We start from the raw sequence: 18,914 nt of genomic DNA, 5'->3' as shown, positions 1-18,914 counted from the left end.
GGAGCGCCGGGCGCACGCCGACCGGGCTGCCACCCGCGTGGCAGCACGCCGGCGCGCTGCCGCCGTCGGGCGGGGCACACGAGAAATGGGGTACCCGTGGACGCCTGTCGCAGGTCCACGGTCACCTCGTCGCCGCGGCCGGTCATTCCCGGGCGCACCTCAGCGCACCTGGTGCCGCGGGAGTTCGAGGTCGAACTGGAACTCGCTCCCGACCCCGATCGTGCTGCGCACCAGCAACTCGCTGCCCATCGCCCGGACCAGGTTCTGGCAGATCGAGAGCCCGAGGCCGGCGCTCGAGAATACGTACTGCCCGGGCTTGAGCCGGCGCCGGAACGCGTCGAACAGGGTGCCGAGCACGGCGTCCGGGATCCCGCGCCCGGTGTCGCTGACGGTGAACCGCACGAGGGTGGCGGTGATGCTGCGGATCTCGATCGCCACCTCGCCGGCGTCGGTGAACTTGACGGCGTTGGTGACGAGGTTGAGGAGCACCCGCTGCACCGCCTGCCCGTGCCCGACCCGAGCGGCCGGCACGTCGTTGTCGATCCGGAGCGTCAGGCCACGCTCTTCCGCCATGGGGCGCACGAGATCCTGCACCTGCTGCAGTGCGCCCGCCAGCGAAAACGGCAGGGGGGCCTGCTGCACGAGGCGCTCGCCGCCGCGGGCGAGGTCGATCACGTCGCTCGCCATGGTGCTCAACCCCAGTGCGGCGCCGTAGATCAGCCCGAGCTGGCGCTCCTGCACCGGGGTGACCTCACCACTGTGCCCGCGCCGGATCTGCTCTGCAAGGAAGAGGATCGAGCCAAGGGGCGATCGCATGTCGTGCGCGACGTCGACGATCAGCTCGAGCCCACCCATGCCCTGCAGGCGCGAGGTGAACCGATGGCCGGCATCCGTCTCGAGCGCGGCGCTGATGGCCTCGAGGGCGCTGAGCGCCTGCACGGTGTCCGCTGCCGGCAGGGTGCCGGCCCGGCCCTGCGCGAGCAGGTCCCGCCGCATCGCGCCGAGGAGCCGTTGCGAGGGCAGGGCGGGTGGAAAGGTGAAGCTCAGCGGGATGTCCGGCAGGTGCAGGCGCTGTTCGGCGGCGGCACAGAGCAGGGAGGCGCCGGCCCGCAGCTCACCGACGGGCCAGCCGCCATCCTGCGCCGCCGACAGCTCCCCGGCTGCCACATCCGCCGCGCGCGCCAGCGCCGCTCGCAGGGCGGCACCGCCGTCCGTCTGCCCAGCCGATGCACCCGCGCGCTCGACGCGCAGCGGCACCCGGTGCGGCCCCGTCACGCGAGCGACCCGGAGTACTCGTCACGCCGGAGTTCGTGCTTCTCCATCAGGCGGTACAGCGTGGTCCGGTCGATCCCGGCCAGCCTGGCCGCCCGGGACATGTTGCCACCGGCCCGCGAGACGAGGCGCGTCAGGTACTCCTTCTCGAACTGCGCCACCAGCTTGTCCTTCGCGACGTGGTACGCGTCGTTCATGTAGCTGCCGCTGAACGTCGTGGCATCACCACCGCTCACGCCCGCTTCCGGCGCATCGTCGTAGACCGGGAAGTCGCTGCCCACCAGCGCGGTGCCGGGGTCGGCCACGACCGCGGTGTGCTCGATCATGTTCTGGAGCTCACGCACGTTGCCGCGCCAGGGCCGGCTGCGCAGGAAATCCAGCGCATCCTCGCTGAACGTCGGGGACGGCTCGCCGGGCTGGCGGTGGCGATCCCAGAAGTGGTGCAGGAAGTGCTGCGCGAGCACGGAGATGTCCTCCGGGCGCTGGCGCAGGGGGGGCAGGCGGATCGGCACCACGCGCAGGCGGTAGTACAGGTCCTCGCGCAGGCGGCCCTGCGCCACGGCCTCGAGCGGATCGCGGTTCATGGCGCTGATGAAGCGCACGTCCACCACGGCATCCTGGGTCTCGCTGCCCACCCGCCGCACCACGCCGTCCTGCAGGACGCGGAGCAGCTTGGCCTGCAGCGGCATCGACATCTCCGTCAGCTCGTCGAGGAACAGCGTGCCGCCGTTGGCGACCTCGAGCAATCCCGCCTTGTCGCGGTCGGCGCCGGTGAAGGCGCCTTTCTTGTGCCCGAACATCTCGCTCTCGAGGAGCTGTTCCGGCAAGGCAGCGCAGTTGACGGCCACCAGTTTCTTGCCGGCCCGCCGGCTGTGGCTGTGGATGAACTGCGCGATGAGTTCCTTGCCCGTGCCGCTTTCGCCGCTGATGAGCACGGAGGCGTCCGTGCCGGCCACCTTCCGGGACAGGTCGAGCGCCCGCCGGAACGCCGGCGACTGACCGAGGAGGGTGATCCGGTCGCCGGTATGGGCGTTCTGGAACGACGCGCCAGCGCCCGACGGCGGCCCCGGGGTGCTGCCGCCCTCGCTCCGGGCGGCGCGCGTCTCCCGCGAGACGAGCACGGCGTGGGAGGCCCGGCCGACGAGGATCTGGAGGTGGCTGGCCGAGAACGGCTTCGGGAGGTAGTCCCAGGCACCGGCCCGAAGGGCCTCGATGCTCGAGGTGACCGACGGGTTGCCGGTCATGACGACGAAGATCGTCTCCTTGTTGGCCTCGAGAGCGGCCTTGAGGATCTCCATCCCGGACACCGGGGTGAGATACAGGTCGCAGAGCACGATGTCGAAGCGGCGGCGCTTGACGAGTTCCATCGCCTCGTCGGCGCGGCCGGTGACCGTGACGTTGTACCCGTCCCCCTGAAGAATGCTCGCACAGCCTTCCCGGAGCGTCCGGTCGTCATCGACGATCAGGAGTCGGAGCGTCGCCCGCGCCTCGGGCGCCACCGCCATGGCGTCGCGCGCGGCCGCCGGGTCGGCGACGGAATTCTGGTCAGGCGAGTTCATCTGTTCCTGGTGTCAGACTCGAGCAATCGTCGCCCGAGCCCTGCCCAAGCTGATCCTTGGGATGGGCGGTACACTCGTATCTACTGGAGAAGTGTTGCACGTGTCAAGCAACACGTTGATTACAAGCCACAGTGTTCCCGCCGGATCGTGTGTTCCGCGCGACAGGGTGTCGCACTTATACTGCGGTCTGACGACTTCACGTACGATTTGTCACGGTCCGGGTCGCTCGCGTGGGCCGGGACTTGCCAGCCCCTCACCGCAACAGTGCGGCTGAGAGACAACGCCGTCGGCGAGCGTCCTTCTTCCGCAACACGGTAGAAGTGACGCTGCAACACATCCGTGCGTCCCACTGCGACATGACCCGATCGTTCAACGCGCTTTCTGCCGGCTCCCGGCTCGCCCCCATCCCTGCCAATCCGCAGCTGCCTGCCGTCCAGCAGCCGCCGCTGGAGCAGTGGGGCGCGCCGCCGCCGCCGGCATCGATGGCACCCGCCTACCAGCGTTACCTCGCCGCCGTCGGCCGCTTCAAGTGGCTGGTGCTCGCCATGGTGCTCCTCGGCTTGCTGGGCGGCTACATCGCCACCCGGTACATCAAGCCCGAGTACGACGTCCAGGGCAAGATCACGCTCCGCGACCCGAGTGCCGAGATCATCGGCAACGCCCGGCAGCGCTCGAACGAGTCGTACCTCCAGGTGTTCCGCGCCTATTCCATCACGGACTCGGTGGCCCGCAAGCTCCGGCTCTACCTCGATCCGAAGCGCGACGCCGACTCCGTCTATTTCCGTGAGTTCACGCTCGGCGCCCAGTTCGTCCCGGGCACCTACGAGCTCATGATCGACAGCAAGAAGGAGAAGTACCGCCTCCGCCGCACCCGCAACGGCGACTCGCGTGAGGTCGAGACCGGCTCGATCGGTGACTCGATCGGACGGGAGTCGGGGATGCGCTGGAAGCCGGCGCGGGAAATCCTGCCGGCCAAGGCCACGGTCGAGTTCGAGCTCATCACGCCGCGTGAAGCCTCGAACAACCTGCAGAAGAAGCTCCGCGCCGACGCCCCGCCGAACACGGACGTGATGAACGTCTCGCTGCGCGGTGAGGACGCCGCGCGCACCGAGGTGGCGCTGAACGAGTGGATGACGCTGTTCGTGAACTACCTCGGCATCATCAAGAATGGCGGCACGTCGCAGAATGCCAACGCCGCGAAGCAGGCCTTCGCCGATGCCGAGTCGCGCCTCAAGGCCGCGCGGCAGTCGCTCGAGCGGTTCCGCGTGGACGCGATCATCCAGCCGTCGGAGCAGACCGTGCTCACGCCCGGCGCCTCGCAGACGACGAACCCCGTGCTCGAGCAGTTCACCCGTTACCGCCTCGAGGCGCAGACGCTCCGCAACGACCGCGAGCAGCTGCAGAACCTGATGAAGGGCGGCCGCGTCAACCCGAACGTCGACCCGGGCGTCGCCCTCTCGCTGAGCAGCGTGGCCGGCCCGGGTGGCGAGGCGCTGCGGCAGGTGCTGACGGAGCTGAACAGCGCCCGTGAGCTCGAGCGTGCGAAGAGCGCCGTCTACACGGCCGAGAACCCGGAAGTCGTGAAGGTGCGGAGCCGGATCACGGACCTCGAGACGAACGTGATTCCCGCCCTCATCCGCCAGCAGGTGAACTCGCTGCAGATCCGCGAGGATGACTACAAGCGCCGCATCGCGACGCAGAGCGCGGAGATCCGCGGCATCCCCGAGCGGACGATCAAGGAGCAGGAGCTGAATGCGATCGTCGCGCGTGAGGAGAACCTGGTGGGGATCCTCTCGAACAACCTCGAGACGCAGCGACTGAAGGAAGCCTCCGCCCGGAACGAGGTCTTCGTGCAGGACTCGGCGGTGGCCCCGTTCAAGCCGACCTCCAACACCGCGCTCCAGATCATCCCGGCCGGCCTCGCACTCGGCCTGGGCCTCGGGCTCGCGCTGGCGGTGCTGCTCGACGTGCTCGACAAGCGGGTCCGGTACCCGGAGCAGGTGGCGGCGGACCTTCGCCTGGACATCATCGGCGCGATTCCGCTGGTGAATCCCGGGCGCCCGTCGGTCGAGGAGCAGGCGCAGCTGGTCGAGAGTTTCCGGACGTTGCGACTCTCGCTCCGGCACCAGTTCACGGCCGGCGAACCGGTGTCGTTCACGGTCACCAGCACGGGTCCGTCGGAAGGCAAGTCGTTCGTGTCGTCGAACCTGGCGCTGTCCTTCGCCGAGGCCGGCTTCCGCACCGTGCTGGTGGACGGCGACACGCGGCGCGGGGCGATCCAGCAGGCCTTCGGTGTGCCGCAGAAGCCGGGGCTCGTGGACTACCTGCAGGGATCGAGCACCCTCGAGGAGACGGTCTACCCCACGTCGTACGAGCGACTGTCGCTCGTGCCGTGCGGCACGCGGCATCGCCAGGCGCCCGAGATGGTCACGACGGCGGCCATGGAGTCGCTGCTCGACGAGCTGCGCGCCCGGTTCGACGTGGTCATCGTCGACAGCCCGCCGCTCGGTGCCGGCACGGATGCCTATGCGCTCGCGACGCTGACGGGTGGCCTGCTGATGGTGCTGCGCGTGGGGGTCACCGACCGCAAGATGGCGATCAACAAGCTCGAGACGATGGATCGCCTGCCGATCCGCCCGCTGGGCGCGGTGCTCAACGGCATCGAGCCGAAGGGCGTGTTCCAGTACTATCACTACCTCGAGGGCTACAACTCGGCCGACGCGGGAAGTGACGACGACGAGCCGATCGCGCCGCGGCAGCGGAAGTCGAAGCCGCGCCTCTCGGGCGGTGGCGGGTCGAAGGCCTCCTGACACAGCCGGAGTCGGCATGACGACGGCCCCGGGCGCCGCGATTCCGATCGCGGGCCCGGGGCCTCCTCGTTTCCGGCTGGGCGCCGGCGTCGGCCGGTCAGACGAACGTTGCCGGGACCTCGTCGAAGGTGCGAACGCCCGGCGCGCGGGACGACTGCGCGTAGCGGAGGGCGGTGGAGGCCCGCACCAGCAGATCGCTGCTGTCGCGGAGCTCGATACCCGGATCGGCGATGGTCACCAGGCCGGCGCGCAACGCGACGCGTGCGGCGCGGCCGTCGGCCAGGACCGGCGGGAGGGTGGCGATCCGGTCGCGCAGGCGCTCGACCATCTCCACCGCACCGGTGAGTTCCGTCATGGGAGCCACGATGGCGAACTCGGCAGAACCCATCCGACCGACCACGTCCGAGCCACGCGCGGTGCCGGCAACCATCCGGGCGATGTCGTTCGCGACGCGCACCGGCACCGGGATCTCCTCCGTGCCGGTGGCCGAGCGGAGCATCACCGGCGCGACGGCGATGCAGGAGACCGGGGTGTGGCGCCGGGCCGCATCGGACATCACCTCACGGGCGCGTCGGTGCAGGCCGCTGTACGTGTACAGCCCGGAATCGACGTCCACCAGGCTGACCCGTTCGGCTTCGTCCACCACGCGCTTGGCATCCACCCACGTGAGCAGGCGAAGCACCAGCAGTTCGCCGTCGAGCGGCTGCTCCCAGACGCTCCAGGCTCCGGCGAGGTAGGCGTTTCGCACGAATTCGCGCGGGGCCGGTCCGGAGGTGGTGAGCACCACCGGGACGTGGGCGCCGACACGCCGCTCCTGCCGCAGGGCTCGGCAGACGTCCACGCCGTCCATGTCGGGGAGTCGGGAATCGATCAGCACCACGTCCGGCGCGGCGACTTCCGCGAGGTCGAGTGTCTGCCGGCCTGAGTATGCGCGCACGACGGCGAAGCCGCGCGGACCGAGCACCGACTCGAGTGACCGCGCTGCCCACTCCTGCTCGACCCCGACGACGATGATCGGGGGTTTGGCGGAGGCTTCGGCTGGGGCAGACGTGCTGAACATGGCTGGGCGGGAAGGTGACGGACGTTCCAGTCGAACGACCGCAGGATGTGTGCGGGGGTGATCGCGCGTCGTAAAGCGTTGAAGGGCAAACGTTTAGGTCCCAGCGTCCGGATCCCGTGCCCCGGCACCTGCGGTAGTCGCGCAACATTTCCGATGCACGTGACGGCGGTGCAGCGGATGTGAGCGGGCCACTGCGCGAACGCACGGAATCGCACCGGTTCCTGTCGTGAAACAGGTGTCCCGGACGCCCGGACACAGTAGGTTGGGAGTTCCGGTAAGGTCGCTGCGTTACAGGAGGTAACGGATCAGCGTCCGCAGTATGTGCCAACCGCACGCTGTGGTATCGTAGATCCGTTCGTGCCGGGTGTTGGATCGCTGCACGGAAGGGATGTGGTCTGTGCACCACATGCGGGCCAGGCGCGGCGGTGTCGAATGGTATATCAGATTGGCTAACTCTTTGTTTTTCAACGTCTTTCATCCGAACTCGAGCATTGCACTGAATGAGCACGACTGGTGCAGTGCATGGAACCCGATGCGAACTCTGTCCCTGAAGTTTTCCCGCGTGGCCGGTCGCGGTCTGCTGGTCCTGATCGGCCTGGCCGGCGCGGCAGGTGTGAGCGGTGCGCAGCAGTCGGATCCGACGCTCTATCGCACGCGGCACCACCTGGATTCGGTGGCGACGTTGCTCGAGGCGGCGGGCAAGTCGGCGGAAGCGGCAGCGGTCCGTGAGCGGCTCAAGGTCGGGGACTTCTACCCGGGCGATCGCCTCGTCGTGGAGCTGTTCGGTGGCGAGGAGCCGTTCCGCGACACGGTGTCGGTGCGCGCGGGGCAGGAAGTCATCCTGGCGACGATGCCGGCATTCAGCCTGCGCGGCGTGCTGCGGTCCGAAGCCGACTCGGCGCTCGTGGCCCAGGTGAAGCGCTACATCCAGCGTCCGCAGATCCGGACGCAGCCGCTGGTCCGCCTGCTGGTCACCGGCGGTGTCGGGCGACCGGGGTTCGTGACGGTGCGCGGTGACGCGGCGGTGTCCGACGTCGTCACCAGCGCGGGCGGGCTGACGAGCATGGCGCGCATCGGCAAGTCGAAGGTGAAGCGTGGCTCGGATGTGCTTGTGGAGGCGGACAGCCTGAACGTCATCTTCCGCGCCGGCATGACGCTCGACCAGGCCGACATCCGCGCCGGTGACGAGTTGCTCGTCAACGAGAAGAAGCCGAACAACTACCTGCAGCTGGTGTGGGCAATCTCCGGCGGGATCGGTGTGCTCGTCTCGCTGATCTCCCTGTCGCGTCGTTGAGCGACGACATCACAGTTCACAGCATCGACGAGGCTGGCGTGGGCTCAACGGTACCGAGTGCGGCACACATGGCGGGTCGGATCGCAGCATTGCGCGACGCGTTCGGCGGGACGGCCACGGGCTGGCCGTCGCCGGACGATGGCGATGTCTCTGCGCGTTCCGGTCGGGTCGTGGCGGTGCCGGGCGAGGAGCGGAGCTCGCTGCACCCGGAATGGATGCACCGCGCCCTGAACGTGACCGTTGCGGCGACGGCGATGGTGCTGCTGGCCCCGTGTGTGCTCGTGATCGCGCTGCTGATCAAGCTCACCAGCCCCGGCCCCGTGTTCTACACGCAGACGCGTGTCGGGCTGGATCGTCGCGCCTTCCGCGGCGATCGCCAGAAGACGCGCCGCGAGGAGGACCTGGGCGGCCGGGTGTTCACGATCTACAAGTTCCGCTCGATGCGGGTCGATGCCGAGGTGCCGGGTGAGGCCGTCTGGGCATCGAAGAACGACCCGCGCATCACGGCGATCGGTGAGCTCCTCCGCAAGACCCGCCTCGACGAGCTGCCGCAGCTCTGGAACGTGGTGCGGGGGGAGATGAACGTGGTGGGCCCCCGCCCGGAGCGGCCGAGCATCTTCCTCTCGCTGCGCACGCAGGTGGAGAACTACCACCTGCGCCAGCGCGTGAAGCCCGGCATCACGGGCTGGGCGCAGATCAACCAGGCGTACGACAGCTCCATCGAGGACGTGAAGAACAAGGTCGCGCTCGACCTGGAGTACATCGCCGGTCGGTCGCTGTGGATGGATCTCAGGATCATGGCCAGCACGCCATTCGTCATGATCGGGCGCAAAGGCGCGCATTGAGTGATGGGTCGGCGGCCAGCCCCGTGAGGGCGCCGTCGTGAGTGCGGGCTGGGTGGTGCTGCTCACCTGCGGTGGATTGCTCGCCTGGGGATGGTTCGGGTATCCGCTGCTGATGCTGGTGCTGGCGCGGCTGCTGCCGCGCCGCCGCACGCCACCGCCGCCCGTTCCGCTCCCGACCGTGACGGTCGTGGTGGCCACGCGTGAGTCCCGCAGCGCTGTGTCCGAGCGCGTCACCAACCTGCTCGAGTCCGACTATCCGCCGGCGCTCCTGAACGTGGTCGTCTGTGTCGACGCCAGCGTGGGCGCCCCCCTGCGGGCGGAGCTGGGAACGCTTGCCGGTGCCCGCGTCACGGTGATCGACGGGGATCCGGGCGGCGGGAAGGCCTCCAGCGTGAATGCCGGCGTGCGTTCCGCCACCGGCGAGGTGCTGGTGTTCACCGACACCCAGCAGCGCTTCGAGCCGGGTGCCGTGATGGCGCTCGTGGCGGCGCTGGCCGCGGACCCGCGCGTGACCGTCGTGGGTGGTGCCCTCTACCTGCCCGGCGACCGTCCGGGCGCGCGCCGGTCACCGGTGGAGTGGTACTGGGCGGCGGAGCGAGCGCTCCGGTCAGCCGAGGCGCGCCTGCACTCCACGATCGGCGTCAGCGGCTCGATCTACGCCATGTGGCGCCGGGCCTGGGTGCCGATGCGCACCGGGCTGATCCTCGACGACGTCTTCGTGCCGATGCAGCAGGTCATGGACGGCCACCGGGTGGCCTACACCCTGCATGCCAGGGCGTGGGACGCACGCCGGACCGACGCGGCCGGCGAGAAGGTGCGGAAGGTGCGCACCCTCACGGGAAACTTCCAGTTGGTGGCCTGGCTGCCGGCCCTGTTGCTGCCGGTGCGCAATCCCGTTTGGTTTCAATTAGTAAATCATAAGCTTCTGCGCCTGGCCAGTCCGTGGCTGGCAGCAGGCGCTGCAGTCTCGGGTGCCGCGGTGCTTGCGGCATCAGCCAGCCCCGCGATGTTGCAGGCCGGCTTCTACTCTGTCGCCGCTGGCCTGGGCGCCTGCCTGCTGCCGCCCGTCCGGCGGCGGGTCATGCCGCTCGTCTCGTGGGTGATTTCCCTGAATGCAGCACTCGTGAAAGCCTCCCTGAACGGTCTGCGCGGGCAGTGGGACGTCTGGTGATGCCCGCTGGTGGCGTGACGTCCGACTCCGCGCCCGACCCGTCTCCTGAGCCAGCACCACAGCCCCCCTCGGATGATCCCCCGCCCGCACCGGGGGAGAGACTGAGCACGGCGCTGCCGGTGCCGCCGGCGATCGCGTCCGCCGCGACCACGCCGAACAGCGTCGTGCTGGCCCGTGGCGTGATCTGGATCGCGGCCGCGCGGTGGAGCTCCCAGATCATCGCCTGGTCGGTGACCCTGTACATGGCGCGCCTGCTGACCACCCGAGAGTACGGGTGGGCAGGGCTGGTGAGCGTCGTGAGCAGCTGGGTCTATTCGCTCTCGGAATTCGGCATCGCGTCGACCATGCTGGCGCTGCGCGACGAAGGGCTGGCGAAGCAGCGCTCCCTGCACACGCTGGTGGTGCTGCTGACGCTGGGGGGCAGCGCCCTGATCGCGCTCGGGGCGATCCCGGCGGCGGCCTTCATGCGCGACCGGGAACTGGCGCCCCTGCTGGCGGTGGGTGGGCTGCTGGTGCTCGCGCAGGGCTTCTCGGCCGTGCCGATGGCCCTGTTGCAGCTGCGGCTGGATTTCCGGACCGTGGCGCGCATCGAATTCTCCCGCTCCCTGGTGAACACGCTTGGCGTGGCGGCCTTCGCGCTGAGCGGATTCCGGGTCTGGTCGCTGCCACTGGCGGCGCTGTCGGGGGCGCTGGTGCAGGCGGCGCTGTCCAATCACGCGGTGCGGGTGCCGTTCACGCGCGTGCGGCTGGCGCCGCTGCGCGAGATGCTCGCGTATGCACGGCACATCGTGGTCGGGCGCATCGCGTGGCTGACCTACCTCGATGCGGACGTGGTGATGGTGGGGCGGGCGGTGGGCACGACGGTGGCGGGCCAGTACCAGTTCGCCTGGAACATCGCGACGTTGCCGGGCGAGAAGCTGGTGAATGTGGTGACGGCGGCGCTCCTGCCCTTCTTCTCGGCCATCGCCGAGGACCTCGCCAAGCTGCGGAAGTACCTGCTGCTGATGACGGAAGGGTTGGCGCTGGTGATCTTCCCGGTGTTCATCGGCATCATCGCGGTGGCGGACGAGGCCATCCCGCTGCTCTTCGGTGCCAAGTGGCAGCCGGCGATCCTGCCCCTCAAGCTGCTGATCTGCTACGCGCTGATCCAGGCACTGAGCTCCGTGATGACGAACGCCGCCTCGGCGCTGCGCATGGCCCGTGACGTGAATCGTGTGCCGGTGTTCGCGCTGCTGATCCTGCCGCCCTGCTTTTACCTGGCGGCGCGGTACTCGAGCCTGGCGTCGGTGGCGCTGGTATGGCTGGTGGCGGCGCCGGCGATGGCGGCCTGGCCGATGCGGCTGGTGCTGCGGCGTCTCGACGTGCGCACGAGCACCTTCTTCGCGAGCCTGATCACACCGACGGTGGCGTCGCTCACGATGCTGGCGGTGGTGGCGGCGCTGCAGCGCTGGGTGACGCGCCCGTCGCATCCAATGGCGGCGCTGGCCGTCGACGTGGCCGCTGGCGGCGCGACGTACCTGCTGACCCTGCTGGTGGTCTTCCCCACGCGGGTGCGGTGGATGATCGACGCGGTCAACGCGGTGCGCGCGTCGCGGCGGGCGACGGGCTGACCGCTGCGGCCGGCGCTGGTCAGCGCTCGCCGGGGAGGGTGCGTCGCGGCAGCAGCGCGCCAACGCCGCGCAGCCAGGCGTCGAACTCCAGGTCGGTGAGCTGCGTCGTGTCGAGCAGGCGTGGCAGCATGAGCGGATCGGAGGTGCGTTCGGCCATCCCCGAGAAACAGGTGGTGGCACTCTCGATGCCCAGCTCCCGCAGCCACGGGAGGAAGTCCGGGTGCGTGACGCCGCTGGGGTAGCAGAAGTGCCGCGAGTGGGCCCAGCGTGGCGTGATGCGCCCGATCGCGGCGGCGTTGTCGGTCAGCTCACGCGTGAACAGCGCACGATCCAGTGGCACGCGATGGCGATGGGTGTGCAGGTGCACGCTGACGAGGGCCGGATCGAAGGCCGCCACCTCCGCCGGGGTCACGAGCGAGAGCATCCGGCTGGCGCGGATCGCGTCGAAGTCGATGCCGAGGCGCGCGGCGACGTCGGCGAGCAGGCGGTCGCGGGCGGCGGAGTCGAGCACGGCATCGTCGGCCATCGCGGTCAGTTCCGCAAAGGCCGCCTCGCGCTCGCCGGTGGTGCGCAGCGGCCGCTCCCCGGTGAGGGGGCCGAAACCCGCGACGGGAAGCGGGGTGCCCCGCCCCTTCCACAGCAGGTACCGGAGCATGACGGTGAAGACCGGCAGCTGGTGATCCACGTAGTACGTGGTCAGGTAGAGCGTGGCGGGGAAGCGGAATTCCCGGAGCAGCGGGTACGCGAGCGATGCGAAATCCGCGAACCCGTCGTCGAAGGTGAGGACGACGGCGCGCGGAGGCAGGGTGCCCGCCTGCAGGCGCTGCAGGCCCTCCTCCAGCGAGAGCACCGCGCATCCTGCGGCCCGGATCGCCTCGAACCGGCGGCGCAGGGTGGCCTCACTCAGGAACAGGGCGTCGTTCCACTCGACCTCATCCGCAAGTGCGAATCCATGATAGCCGAGAATCAGCAGTCGCGACTGCCGCCACCCCGTCCGCCCGACCAGCCCGCTGATGCCGGTGGATTTGAGGACAGAGAGTGCGGAAAGCTTGAGCTGACGGAGCATGCAGATCAGGTGAAATGGGGGCCGACTCGCCAGTGACGGGCGCGGCCGGCCATTCGTCACAGGGCTGAGACTCGCTAACTTATCGGGTTGGGAATCCCGACCAAGTCTGTTCGTACTGACAGCACACACCACGTCTGCCCCACCCATGATTGCACATCGAAGCCTGTTGAAGGCTGAGCTGCGGAGCTCGCTGCGCTGCCCCGTCACGGGCCTTCCTCTCGACCTCAGCCCCGACGGGAGCAGCATGAGCGCCCCGGGGGGGCCAACCTATCCGGTGGTGGACGGTGTGCCGGTGCTGGTGGATGAGCGACCGGGCGTGTTCATCATCGACGAGATCCTGAAGGGGCAGTTCCGGTATCACGCCCCGACGTACTCGACGCGCGAGAAGATCGTGGCCTCGCTGCCCTCGCTGAGCCTGAACGTGGCGGCGGAGCAGAACTACGGGCGGCTGCGCGAGCGCCTGCTGGCCACCACGCCGAACCCGCGCCTGCTGATCCTTGGCGGCGGCGGCCTGGGCGTGGGACTCCGCGAACTGGTGCTCGACCCCGCCTTCGACGTGGTGGAGTCGGATGTGTACTTCGGTGAGCGCTCGAACCTGATCTGCGATGCCCATCAGGTGCCGTTCGCCGACGGGACGTTCGACTGCGTGGTGCTGCAGGGGGTGATCCAGGCGCTGCTCGACCCGCGCATGGCCGTGGACGAGATCCACCGTGTGCTGAAGCCCGACGGACTGTTCTACATCGAGGCGAACTTCCAGCAGGCGATCTGCGACGGCGAGTACGACTTCAACCGCTTCACGCACTCGGGACTGCGCCGGCTCTGCCGCCGCTTCGAGGAGATCGAGAGCGGGATCCAGTGCGGACCCGGCATGGCGCTCGGCTGGACGTACATGTACTGGCTGTCGTGCTTCGCGGAGAGCAAGCGCCCGCGGGTGGCGCTGCGCATGTTCGCGAAGCTCACGGGCTTCTGGATCAAGTGGCTGGACCCGATGCTGGTGAAGCGGAAGGCGGCGTACGACGTCGCCGCCGGCTTCTACCTGCTGGGGCGGCGCTCCGACAAGATCCGCAGTGACCGGGAGATCATCGAGAGTTATCGCGGCGCCTTCGCCTGAGCGGCGCCCGACTCGCACAGGTATCCCGTCCCATGGCTTCCGGATTGCCCAGCTTCACGGTGGTCATCCCGACGTTCAACTACGCCCAGTTCGTCGGGAAGGCGATCCGGAGTGCGCTCCGGCAGACGCATGCGCCCGTGCAGGTGATCGTCGTCGACGACGGGTCCACGGATGACACGCCCGACGTGCTGGCCGGGTTCGGGGGCTCGATCACGGTGATCCGGCGCTCGCGCGGGGGCCCGGGTGCCGCCCGCAACGCGGCGCTGGAGATCGCGCGCGGTGAGTGCGTCGCGTTCCTCGATTCCGACGACTTCTGGTCTCCGGTGAAGCTGGAGCGCCAGGGCGCCGCGGCACTCAGGTATCCGGCGGTCACGATGTTCGGGTGCGGTGCCACCGTCGTCGACGAGCGCGGGACCATGGTGGACATCCGCACGGTGCCGACGACGACCAGCCTGGGCGCGCAGAGCGTCGAAGACCTGCTGCTGTTCCGGGCGCGGACGCCGACCTCCGGCGTCGTCGTGCGCACCGAAACGCTGCGCGCGGTGGGTGGCTTCGACGCGCAGCTCGAGTACTGCGAGGACTGGGAAGCGTGGATGCGGGTGGCGGCTCGGGGCGGCCTGCACATCGTGGGTGAGCCGCTGGTCTACGTGCGCGAGCACCGCAGCGGCACCTTCCGGAATGCGGATCGCCTGAAGCGCGGCATGCTGGCCGCCCTGGCCAAGGCGGAGGTGCTGCACGGCTTCAGCCGCATCACGCGCCGCCGCGCCCGCGCCAACGTGTGGGAACATGTCGCGTACGAGCACGAGATCGCGCGGGACCCGGATGCGGCGCGAGATGCGTTCCGCCGCGCGGCGCTGCTCTGGCCGCTGGACTGGCGCTTCGTGCTGAAGGCCTTCCGCCCGTTGCGCCACGTGGATGCGGCGCACTATGGCGGGGCGGCGTCGTGAGTGCCGCGACCGGCGTCGTGACCTCGCAGGCGACGAGCCATGGTGCACCGGCCTCCGCGGGGGACGCGGTGGCGTCCGACGCGCGGCCGCTGCGAATCGCGCAGGTCGTGCCGGCGATGGACACCGGCGGCATGGAGGTCATGGTGCTTGGCCTCAGTGTCGCGCTGCGCCGGCACGGGCACGATGCGCGGATCATCTGCACCGAGTCGCTGGGCGGCATGGCCGACCGGGTGCGCGATTCGGGCGTGCCGCTGGAGCTGGTGCCGGCGCAGGGCCTGTCGAGCCTCGTGGCGCCCGGTGCGCTCACGGCGCGCTTCCGAAGCGGCAGGATGGACGTGGTGCACAGCCACAGCGGCGTCTGTGCCAAGGCGTCGCGGGCGGCGCACGCCGCGCGGGTGCCGGCGATCCTGCACACCCGGCACGGGATCCAGCTTCCGTTCTCGAGGTCCGACCGGTTCTTCCTCTGGCTCGGGGCGGTCCAGACCGACGTGACCGCCGGCTGCTCCGTGGATGTCGTGAAGTACTACCGGCAGATGCTGCCGCGGCGTGACGGCATCGTGCTGGTGGAGAACGGCATCGACGACGCCGCGCTGCACCGGGTGCGCCCGGGCGATGGCGCGCTCCGTGACGAGCTCGGGGTGCCGCACGACGCGCTGGTGATGGGCACGGTCGCGCGCCTGCACGCGGTGAAGAACCAGCAGCTCATGATCCGTGCACTCGCGGAGCTGGACGACCGGTGGCATCTGGTGCTGGTGGGCGACGGGGCACTGCGTGAGGCGCTGGCGGCCCAGGCGGCCGCAGCGGGGCTCACCGGACGCGTGCATTTCGCCGGCCAGCGCGCCATCTCCGCCGCCCTCTATGCCTCGTTCGACGTGTTCGTGCTGTCGTCGCTGTCGGAAGCGATGCCGATGACGGTCCTCGAGGCCTTCGCCTCGCGGGTGCCGGTGGTGGCCTCCGCGGTCGGCGGCCTGCCCGCCGTGCTCGATGGCGGGCGCCTCGGCCGGCTCTTCCCCGGCGGCGACGCCACGGCGCTGGCCGCGGCAGTGCGCGAGACGGTACGCGACGCCGACGGCACCGCGGCGCAGGTGGAGCGGGCGGCGCTGCGCCTGGCGGAGCGCCACACGGTGGAGGCAATGACGCTGGCGTACGAGTCGCTGTATCGCGGCTGCCTCGCGGCGGCCCGGCGATGAGGACCGCGTTCCGATTCGTGTTCGACGCGATCGCGTTCCTGGTGACGCTGCCGTTCTGGCTTCCGGTGCGACTGGCGGCCCTGGTGGGCGGTGCGCTGCACAAGCGCGTGTTCCAGTCGGGCAGCCAGACCGTGGCACTGTTTCCCGGCGACCTGGGGAACCTGCTGCGCCGCGCGTTCTACCGCGTCACGCTGGAGGCGTGCGACGCGCGCAGCACGGTCTGCTTCGGCACGATCCTGTCCAGCCCGCGCGCGCGCATCGGTGCCGGCGTGTACATCGGTGCCTACTGCAGCCTGGGCGAGGTGACGATCGAGGACGATTGCCTGCTCGGCTCGATGGTCACGGTGCTCAGCGGCAAGATGACGCACCGCTTCGACCGCACCGACATCCCGATGCGGATGCAGGGCGGGGAGGTGCGTCGCGTGACGCTCCATGCGGACTGCTGGCTTGGCAACGGCTCGATCGTGATGGTGGACATCCCGAGCGGGGTGGTCGTCGGGGCAGGCGCCGTGGTGACGAAGACGCCGGAACCCGGCGTGATCCTCGGTGGCAACCCGGCCCGGGAGATCGGGCGTCGCGCGGTGGCCGCCTCCGCAACTCGTCCCTGACCGAAGCCGATGAACGTCCTGTACCTCTCGCCGCGCCAGTGCTGGCCCACGCAGAGCGGCGCCAAGCTGCGCGACTACCACCTGGCGAAGGCGCTCGGCGCGGGCAGCGCGCTGACGTACCTGTACTTCGCCGCGCCGGACGGCCCCGCGCAGACGGCGGCGGACCTGCCGTTCTGTGCGGCGCTCGAGGGGATCCCCAAGCCGCCGACGTACAGCCCGGTGCGGCTGCTGCGCGGTGCCGTCGGCCGGACGGCCTTCCCGCTGCTGAACTATGCGAGCGCCGCGATGGACGATGCGGTGCGCCGCGTCGCCGCGCAGGTGCGGTTCGACGTGATCCATGCCGACAGCATCCACATGCTGCACTTCGCGCAGCTGGCGCAGCGCATCGGCGGTGGCCGGGTGATCTTCAACTGGCACAACATCGAGTCCGAGGCGATGGCGCGCTTCGCGGAGACGACGCCGTCGGCCGGTCGCCGCTGGTACGCGCGGATGACCGCGCGCAAGCTGGCGCGGACCGAGCGCGAGATCCTGCACTCCGGCTTCGGGCACGTGGTGTGCAGCCGCCGCGAGCAGGAGCAGCTGGCGGCGCTGGCGCCGCGCGCGCGCATCGCGGTGGCGGAGAACGGCGTGGACTGCGCGGCGTTCACGCCGCGTGGTGCGCACGTGCCGGGTGACGTGCATCTCGTCTTCGTCGGCTCCATGGACTACTTCCCGAACGTCGATGCGGCGCAGCATTTCGTGACCACGACCTGGCCGGCGATGCGGGCGCGGTTCCCGGCGGCGCGCCTCTCGATCGTCGGGGCCAACCCGACCGAGGCGGTGCGCGCGCTGGCGTCGGTGCCCGGCGTGACGGTCACCGGGACGGTGCCGGATGTGCGCCCGTACTACGACGGCGCGCTGGCCTCGATCGTGCCGCTGCGGACCGGTGGCGGCACGCGCCTCAAGATCCTCGAGTCGATGGCGATCGGCACACCGGTGATCTCCACGGTGATCGGCGCCGAAGGCATCGACGTCACCGACGGCGAGACGGTGCTCCTGGCCGACGCGGCGACGCCGGCCGAGTGGGTGGCGCAGGTCGAGCGGCTCGCCTCGGACCCGGCGGCCCGCCGCCGCATGTCGGCGGCGGTCCGGACGCTGGCGTCCGAGCGGTACGACTGGGTGCAGATCGGGCGCGAGATGGTGCGCACGTATGCCGACTGGCTCGGTGCGGCGCGATGATGGCCTGCTGTCGCGTTGCTGGTCCGTTGCGTGGCACCCGTGACCGTCGGGTGCGATGATGCGTCGTTTCTGGTACTTTTCCCGTCCCGGCATGTCCCTCCTGACGTCCGGGGTGCGTCGCCATGCGGCGCACTGGTGCGCGAGGCATGGTGTTGCCCCGGTCCGCGGGTGCCGCACGGCAGTCCGTTGTGCGATCCGTTTCCCAACCAGCCATGCCTGACCTGAATCCCACCGTCGCGGTCGTCATTCCCTGCCACAACGAGGAAGTGGCGATCGGGCGCACGATCGATGCGTTCCGTGCCGCGCTGCCGGCCGCCACGGTGTTCGTCTACGACAACTGCTCGACCGACGGCACCTCGCGCGTGGCGCGCGAGCATGGCGCGGTGGTGCGCTACGAGCCGCAGAAGGGGAAGGGGAACGTGGTGCGGCGGATGTTCGCCGATGTCGAGGCCGACGTCTACATCATGGTCGACGGTGACGACACCTATGACGCCTCGGCGGCGCCGGCCCTGATCGAGGTGCTGCTCTCCGAGTCGGTCGACATGGTCAGTGCGATCCGCGACGAGACCGGCGAGGCCGCCTACCGCCGCGGGCACCGCTTCGGCAACTGGATGCTCACCAGCCTGGTGTCCTACATCTTCGGCAACCGGTCGCAGGACATGCTCTCCGGCTACCGCGTGATGTCGCGCCGGTTCGTGAAGAGCTTCCCTGCGCTGTCGGCCGGCTTCGAGATCGAGACGGAGCTCACCGTGCACGCGCTGCAGCTGCGCTGCCCGATCGCGGAGCGGCGCACGCCGTACAACGAGCGGCCGCCCGGGAGCGTGAGCAAGCTCTCGACCTACCGCGACGGGTTCCGCATCCTCCGCACCATCGGCCTGCTGGTGAAGGACGAACTCCCGATGCAGTTCTTCGGCATCGTGGCCGGCGTGCTGGTGGCGCTGTCGCTGGTGCTGGCGACGCCGATCGTGCTCACCTACCTCGACACGCACACCGTGCCGCGCCTGCCGACGGCGGTGCTGGTGGTGGGCCTGACGGTGGTGGCGGCACTGAGCCTCGTGTGCGGCCTCGTGCTGTCGACGGTGACCCGTGCCCGCAATGAGATGAAGCGGCTGCACTACCTCGCGCAGTCGATCCGCATCACCGGGCGATAGCC

General features: G+C 69.8%; 15 protein-coding genes. 11 read left to right on the top strand and 4 right to left on the bottom strand.

What is annotated here, in order from left to right; translation table 11 throughout:
- Positions 1–159 precede the first annotated feature (159 nt).
- Together IT355_12720 and IT355_12715 are read right to left on the bottom strand one after the other, a co-directional pair.
- Complete coding sequence (locus tag IT355_12720; GenBank protein ID MCC7054120.1) at positions 160–1,275, bottom strand: HAMP domain-containing histidine kinase; 1,116 nt, start codon at positions 1,273–1,275, stop codon at positions 160–162.
- On the bottom strand, positions 1,272–2,831 hold the full coding sequence (locus IT355_12715) for a sigma-54-dependent Fis family transcriptional regulator (protein ID MCC7054119.1): 1,560 nt from the start codon (positions 2,829–2,831) through the stop codon (positions 1,272–1,274). The genes IT355_12720 and IT355_12715 overlap by 4 nt, the downstream gene beginning before the upstream one ends.
- Before the next feature lie 356 nt (positions 2,832–3,187).
- On the opposite strand from IT355_12715, the gene IT355_12710 reads away from it, so the two are divergent.
- The gene (locus IT355_12710; GenBank protein MCC7054118.1) at positions 3,188–5,641 is read left to right on the top strand and encodes a polysaccharide biosynthesis tyrosine autokinase; all 2,454 of its coding nucleotides are present in this window, start codon (positions 3,188–3,190) and stop codon (positions 5,639–5,641) included.
- 97 nt (positions 5,642–5,738) lie between these two features.
- Here the strand turns inward: IT355_12710 and IT355_12705 are convergent, their stop codons facing one another.
- Positions 5,739–6,701, bottom strand: coding sequence for a response regulator (locus IT355_12705; protein MCC7054117.1), 963 nt, complete (start codon positions 6,699–6,701; stop codon positions 5,739–5,741).
- Positions 6,702–7,263: 562 nt separating this feature from the next.
- Between IT355_12705 and IT355_12700 the strand changes: the two genes are divergently transcribed.
- From IT355_12700 to IT355_12685, 4 genes are all read left to right on the top strand, one after another.
- The gene (locus IT355_12700) at positions 7,264–7,995 is read left to right on the top strand and encodes an SLBB domain-containing protein (protein ID MCC7054116.1); all 732 of its coding nucleotides are present in this window, start codon (positions 7,264–7,266) and stop codon (positions 7,993–7,995) included.
- A gap of 68 nt (positions 7,996–8,063) precedes the next feature.
- Entirely contained in the window at positions 8,064–8,840 is a 777-nt protein-coding gene (locus IT355_12695; protein MCC7054115.1) for a sugar transferase, read from the top strand.
- Between the two features lie 37 nt (positions 8,841–8,877).
- The gene (locus IT355_12690) at positions 8,878–10,011 is read left to right on the top strand and encodes a glycosyltransferase (GenBank protein MCC7054114.1); all 1,134 of its coding nucleotides are present in this window, start codon (positions 8,878–8,880) and stop codon (positions 10,009–10,011) included.
- Positions 10,012–10,130: 119 nt separating this feature from the next.
- The gene (locus IT355_12685; GenBank protein MCC7054113.1) at positions 10,131–11,621 is read left to right on the top strand and encodes an oligosaccharide flippase family protein; all 1,491 of its coding nucleotides are present in this window, start codon (positions 10,131–10,133) and stop codon (positions 11,619–11,621) included.
- A 19-nt stretch (positions 11,622–11,640) separates the two neighbouring features.
- On the opposite strand, the gene IT355_12680 is transcribed toward IT355_12685, so the two are convergent.
- Positions 11,641–12,687: a polysaccharide deacetylase family protein gene (locus IT355_12680; GenBank protein ID MCC7054112.1), complete on the bottom strand. Its 1,047-nt coding sequence runs from the start codon at positions 12,685–12,687 to the stop codon at positions 11,641–11,643.
- 145 nt (positions 12,688–12,832) lie between these two features.
- Between IT355_12680 and IT355_12675 the strand changes: the two genes are divergently transcribed.
- The 6 genes from IT355_12675 to IT355_12650 all read left to right on the top strand — a co-directional run bounded on the left by IT355_12675 (position 12,833) and on the right by IT355_12650 (position 18,912).
- Entirely contained in the window at positions 12,833–13,798 is a 966-nt protein-coding gene (locus tag IT355_12675) for a class I SAM-dependent methyltransferase (protein MCC7054111.1), read from the top strand.
- Positions 13,799–13,830: 32 nt separating this feature from the next.
- Positions 13,831–14,745 carry a glycosyltransferase family 2 protein gene (locus IT355_12670; GenBank protein MCC7054110.1) on the top strand — a complete coding sequence of 305 codons (915 nt, stop codon included), beginning with the start codon at positions 13,831–13,833 and terminating at the stop codon, positions 14,743–14,745.
- Positions 14,742–15,935 carry a glycosyltransferase gene (locus IT355_12665; GenBank protein ID MCC7054109.1) on the top strand — a complete coding sequence of 398 codons (1,194 nt, stop codon included), beginning with the start codon at positions 14,742–14,744 and terminating at the stop codon, positions 15,933–15,935. The genes IT355_12670 and IT355_12665 overlap by 4 nt, the downstream gene beginning before the upstream one ends.
- The gene (locus tag IT355_12660) at positions 15,932–16,543 is read left to right on the top strand and encodes a hypothetical protein (protein ID MCC7054108.1); all 612 of its coding nucleotides are present in this window, start codon (positions 15,932–15,934) and stop codon (positions 16,541–16,543) included. Before IT355_12665 ends, IT355_12660 begins: the two co-directional genes overlap by 4 nt.
- Positions 16,544–16,552: 9 nt before the next feature.
- Entirely contained in the window at positions 16,553–17,761 is a 1,209-nt protein-coding gene (locus IT355_12655; GenBank protein MCC7054107.1) for a glycosyltransferase, read from the top strand.
- Between the two features lie 212 nt (positions 17,762–17,973).
- Complete coding sequence (locus tag IT355_12650; protein MCC7054106.1) at positions 17,974–18,912, top strand: glycosyltransferase; 939 nt, start codon at positions 17,974–17,976, stop codon at positions 18,910–18,912.
- Positions 18,913–18,914: the final 2 nt, after the last annotated feature.

The sequence above is a fragment of the Gemmatimonadaceae bacterium genome, assembly GCA_020851035.1.
Classification (GTDB): domain Bacteria; phylum Gemmatimonadota; class Gemmatimonadetes; order Gemmatimonadales; family Gemmatimonadaceae; genus JACMLX01.
The sequence above is the reverse complement of the archived record's forward strand: the minus strand, read 5'-3'. Positions and strand labels throughout refer to the sequence as shown.

Coding starts and splice junctions, on each gene's coding strand:
- IT355_12655 (MCC7054107.1), top strand. CDS start 16,553: ATGAACGTCCTGTACCTCTCGCCGCGCCAGTGCTGGCCCACGCAGAGC.
- IT355_12705 (MCC7054117.1), bottom strand. CDS start 6,701: ATGTTCAGCACGTCTGCCCCAGCCGAAGCCTCCGCCAAACCCCCGATC.
- IT355_12650 (MCC7054106.1), top strand. CDS start 17,974: ATGCCTGACCTGAATCCCACCGTCGCGGTCGTCATTCCCTGCCACAAC.
- IT355_12710 (MCC7054118.1), top strand. CDS start 3,188: ATGACCCGATCGTTCAACGCGCTTTCTGCCGGCTCCCGGCTCGCCCCC.
- IT355_12660 (MCC7054108.1), top strand. CDS start 15,932: ATGAGGACCGCGTTCCGATTCGTGTTCGACGCGATCGCGTTCCTGGTG.
- IT355_12695 (MCC7054115.1), top strand. CDS start 8,064: ATGGCGGGTCGGATCGCAGCATTGCGCGACGCGTTCGGCGGGACGGCC.
- IT355_12680 (MCC7054112.1), bottom strand. CDS start 12,687: ATGCTCCGTCAGCTCAAGCTTTCCGCACTCTCTGTCCTCAAATCCACC.
- IT355_12675 (MCC7054111.1), top strand. CDS start 12,833: ATGATTGCACATCGAAGCCTGTTGAAGGCTGAGCTGCGGAGCTCGCTG.
- IT355_12670 (MCC7054110.1), top strand. CDS start 13,831: ATGGCTTCCGGATTGCCCAGCTTCACGGTGGTCATCCCGACGTTCAAC.
- IT355_12715 (MCC7054119.1), bottom strand. CDS start 2,831: ATGAACTCGCCTGACCAGAATTCCGTCGCCGACCCGGCGGCCGCGCGC.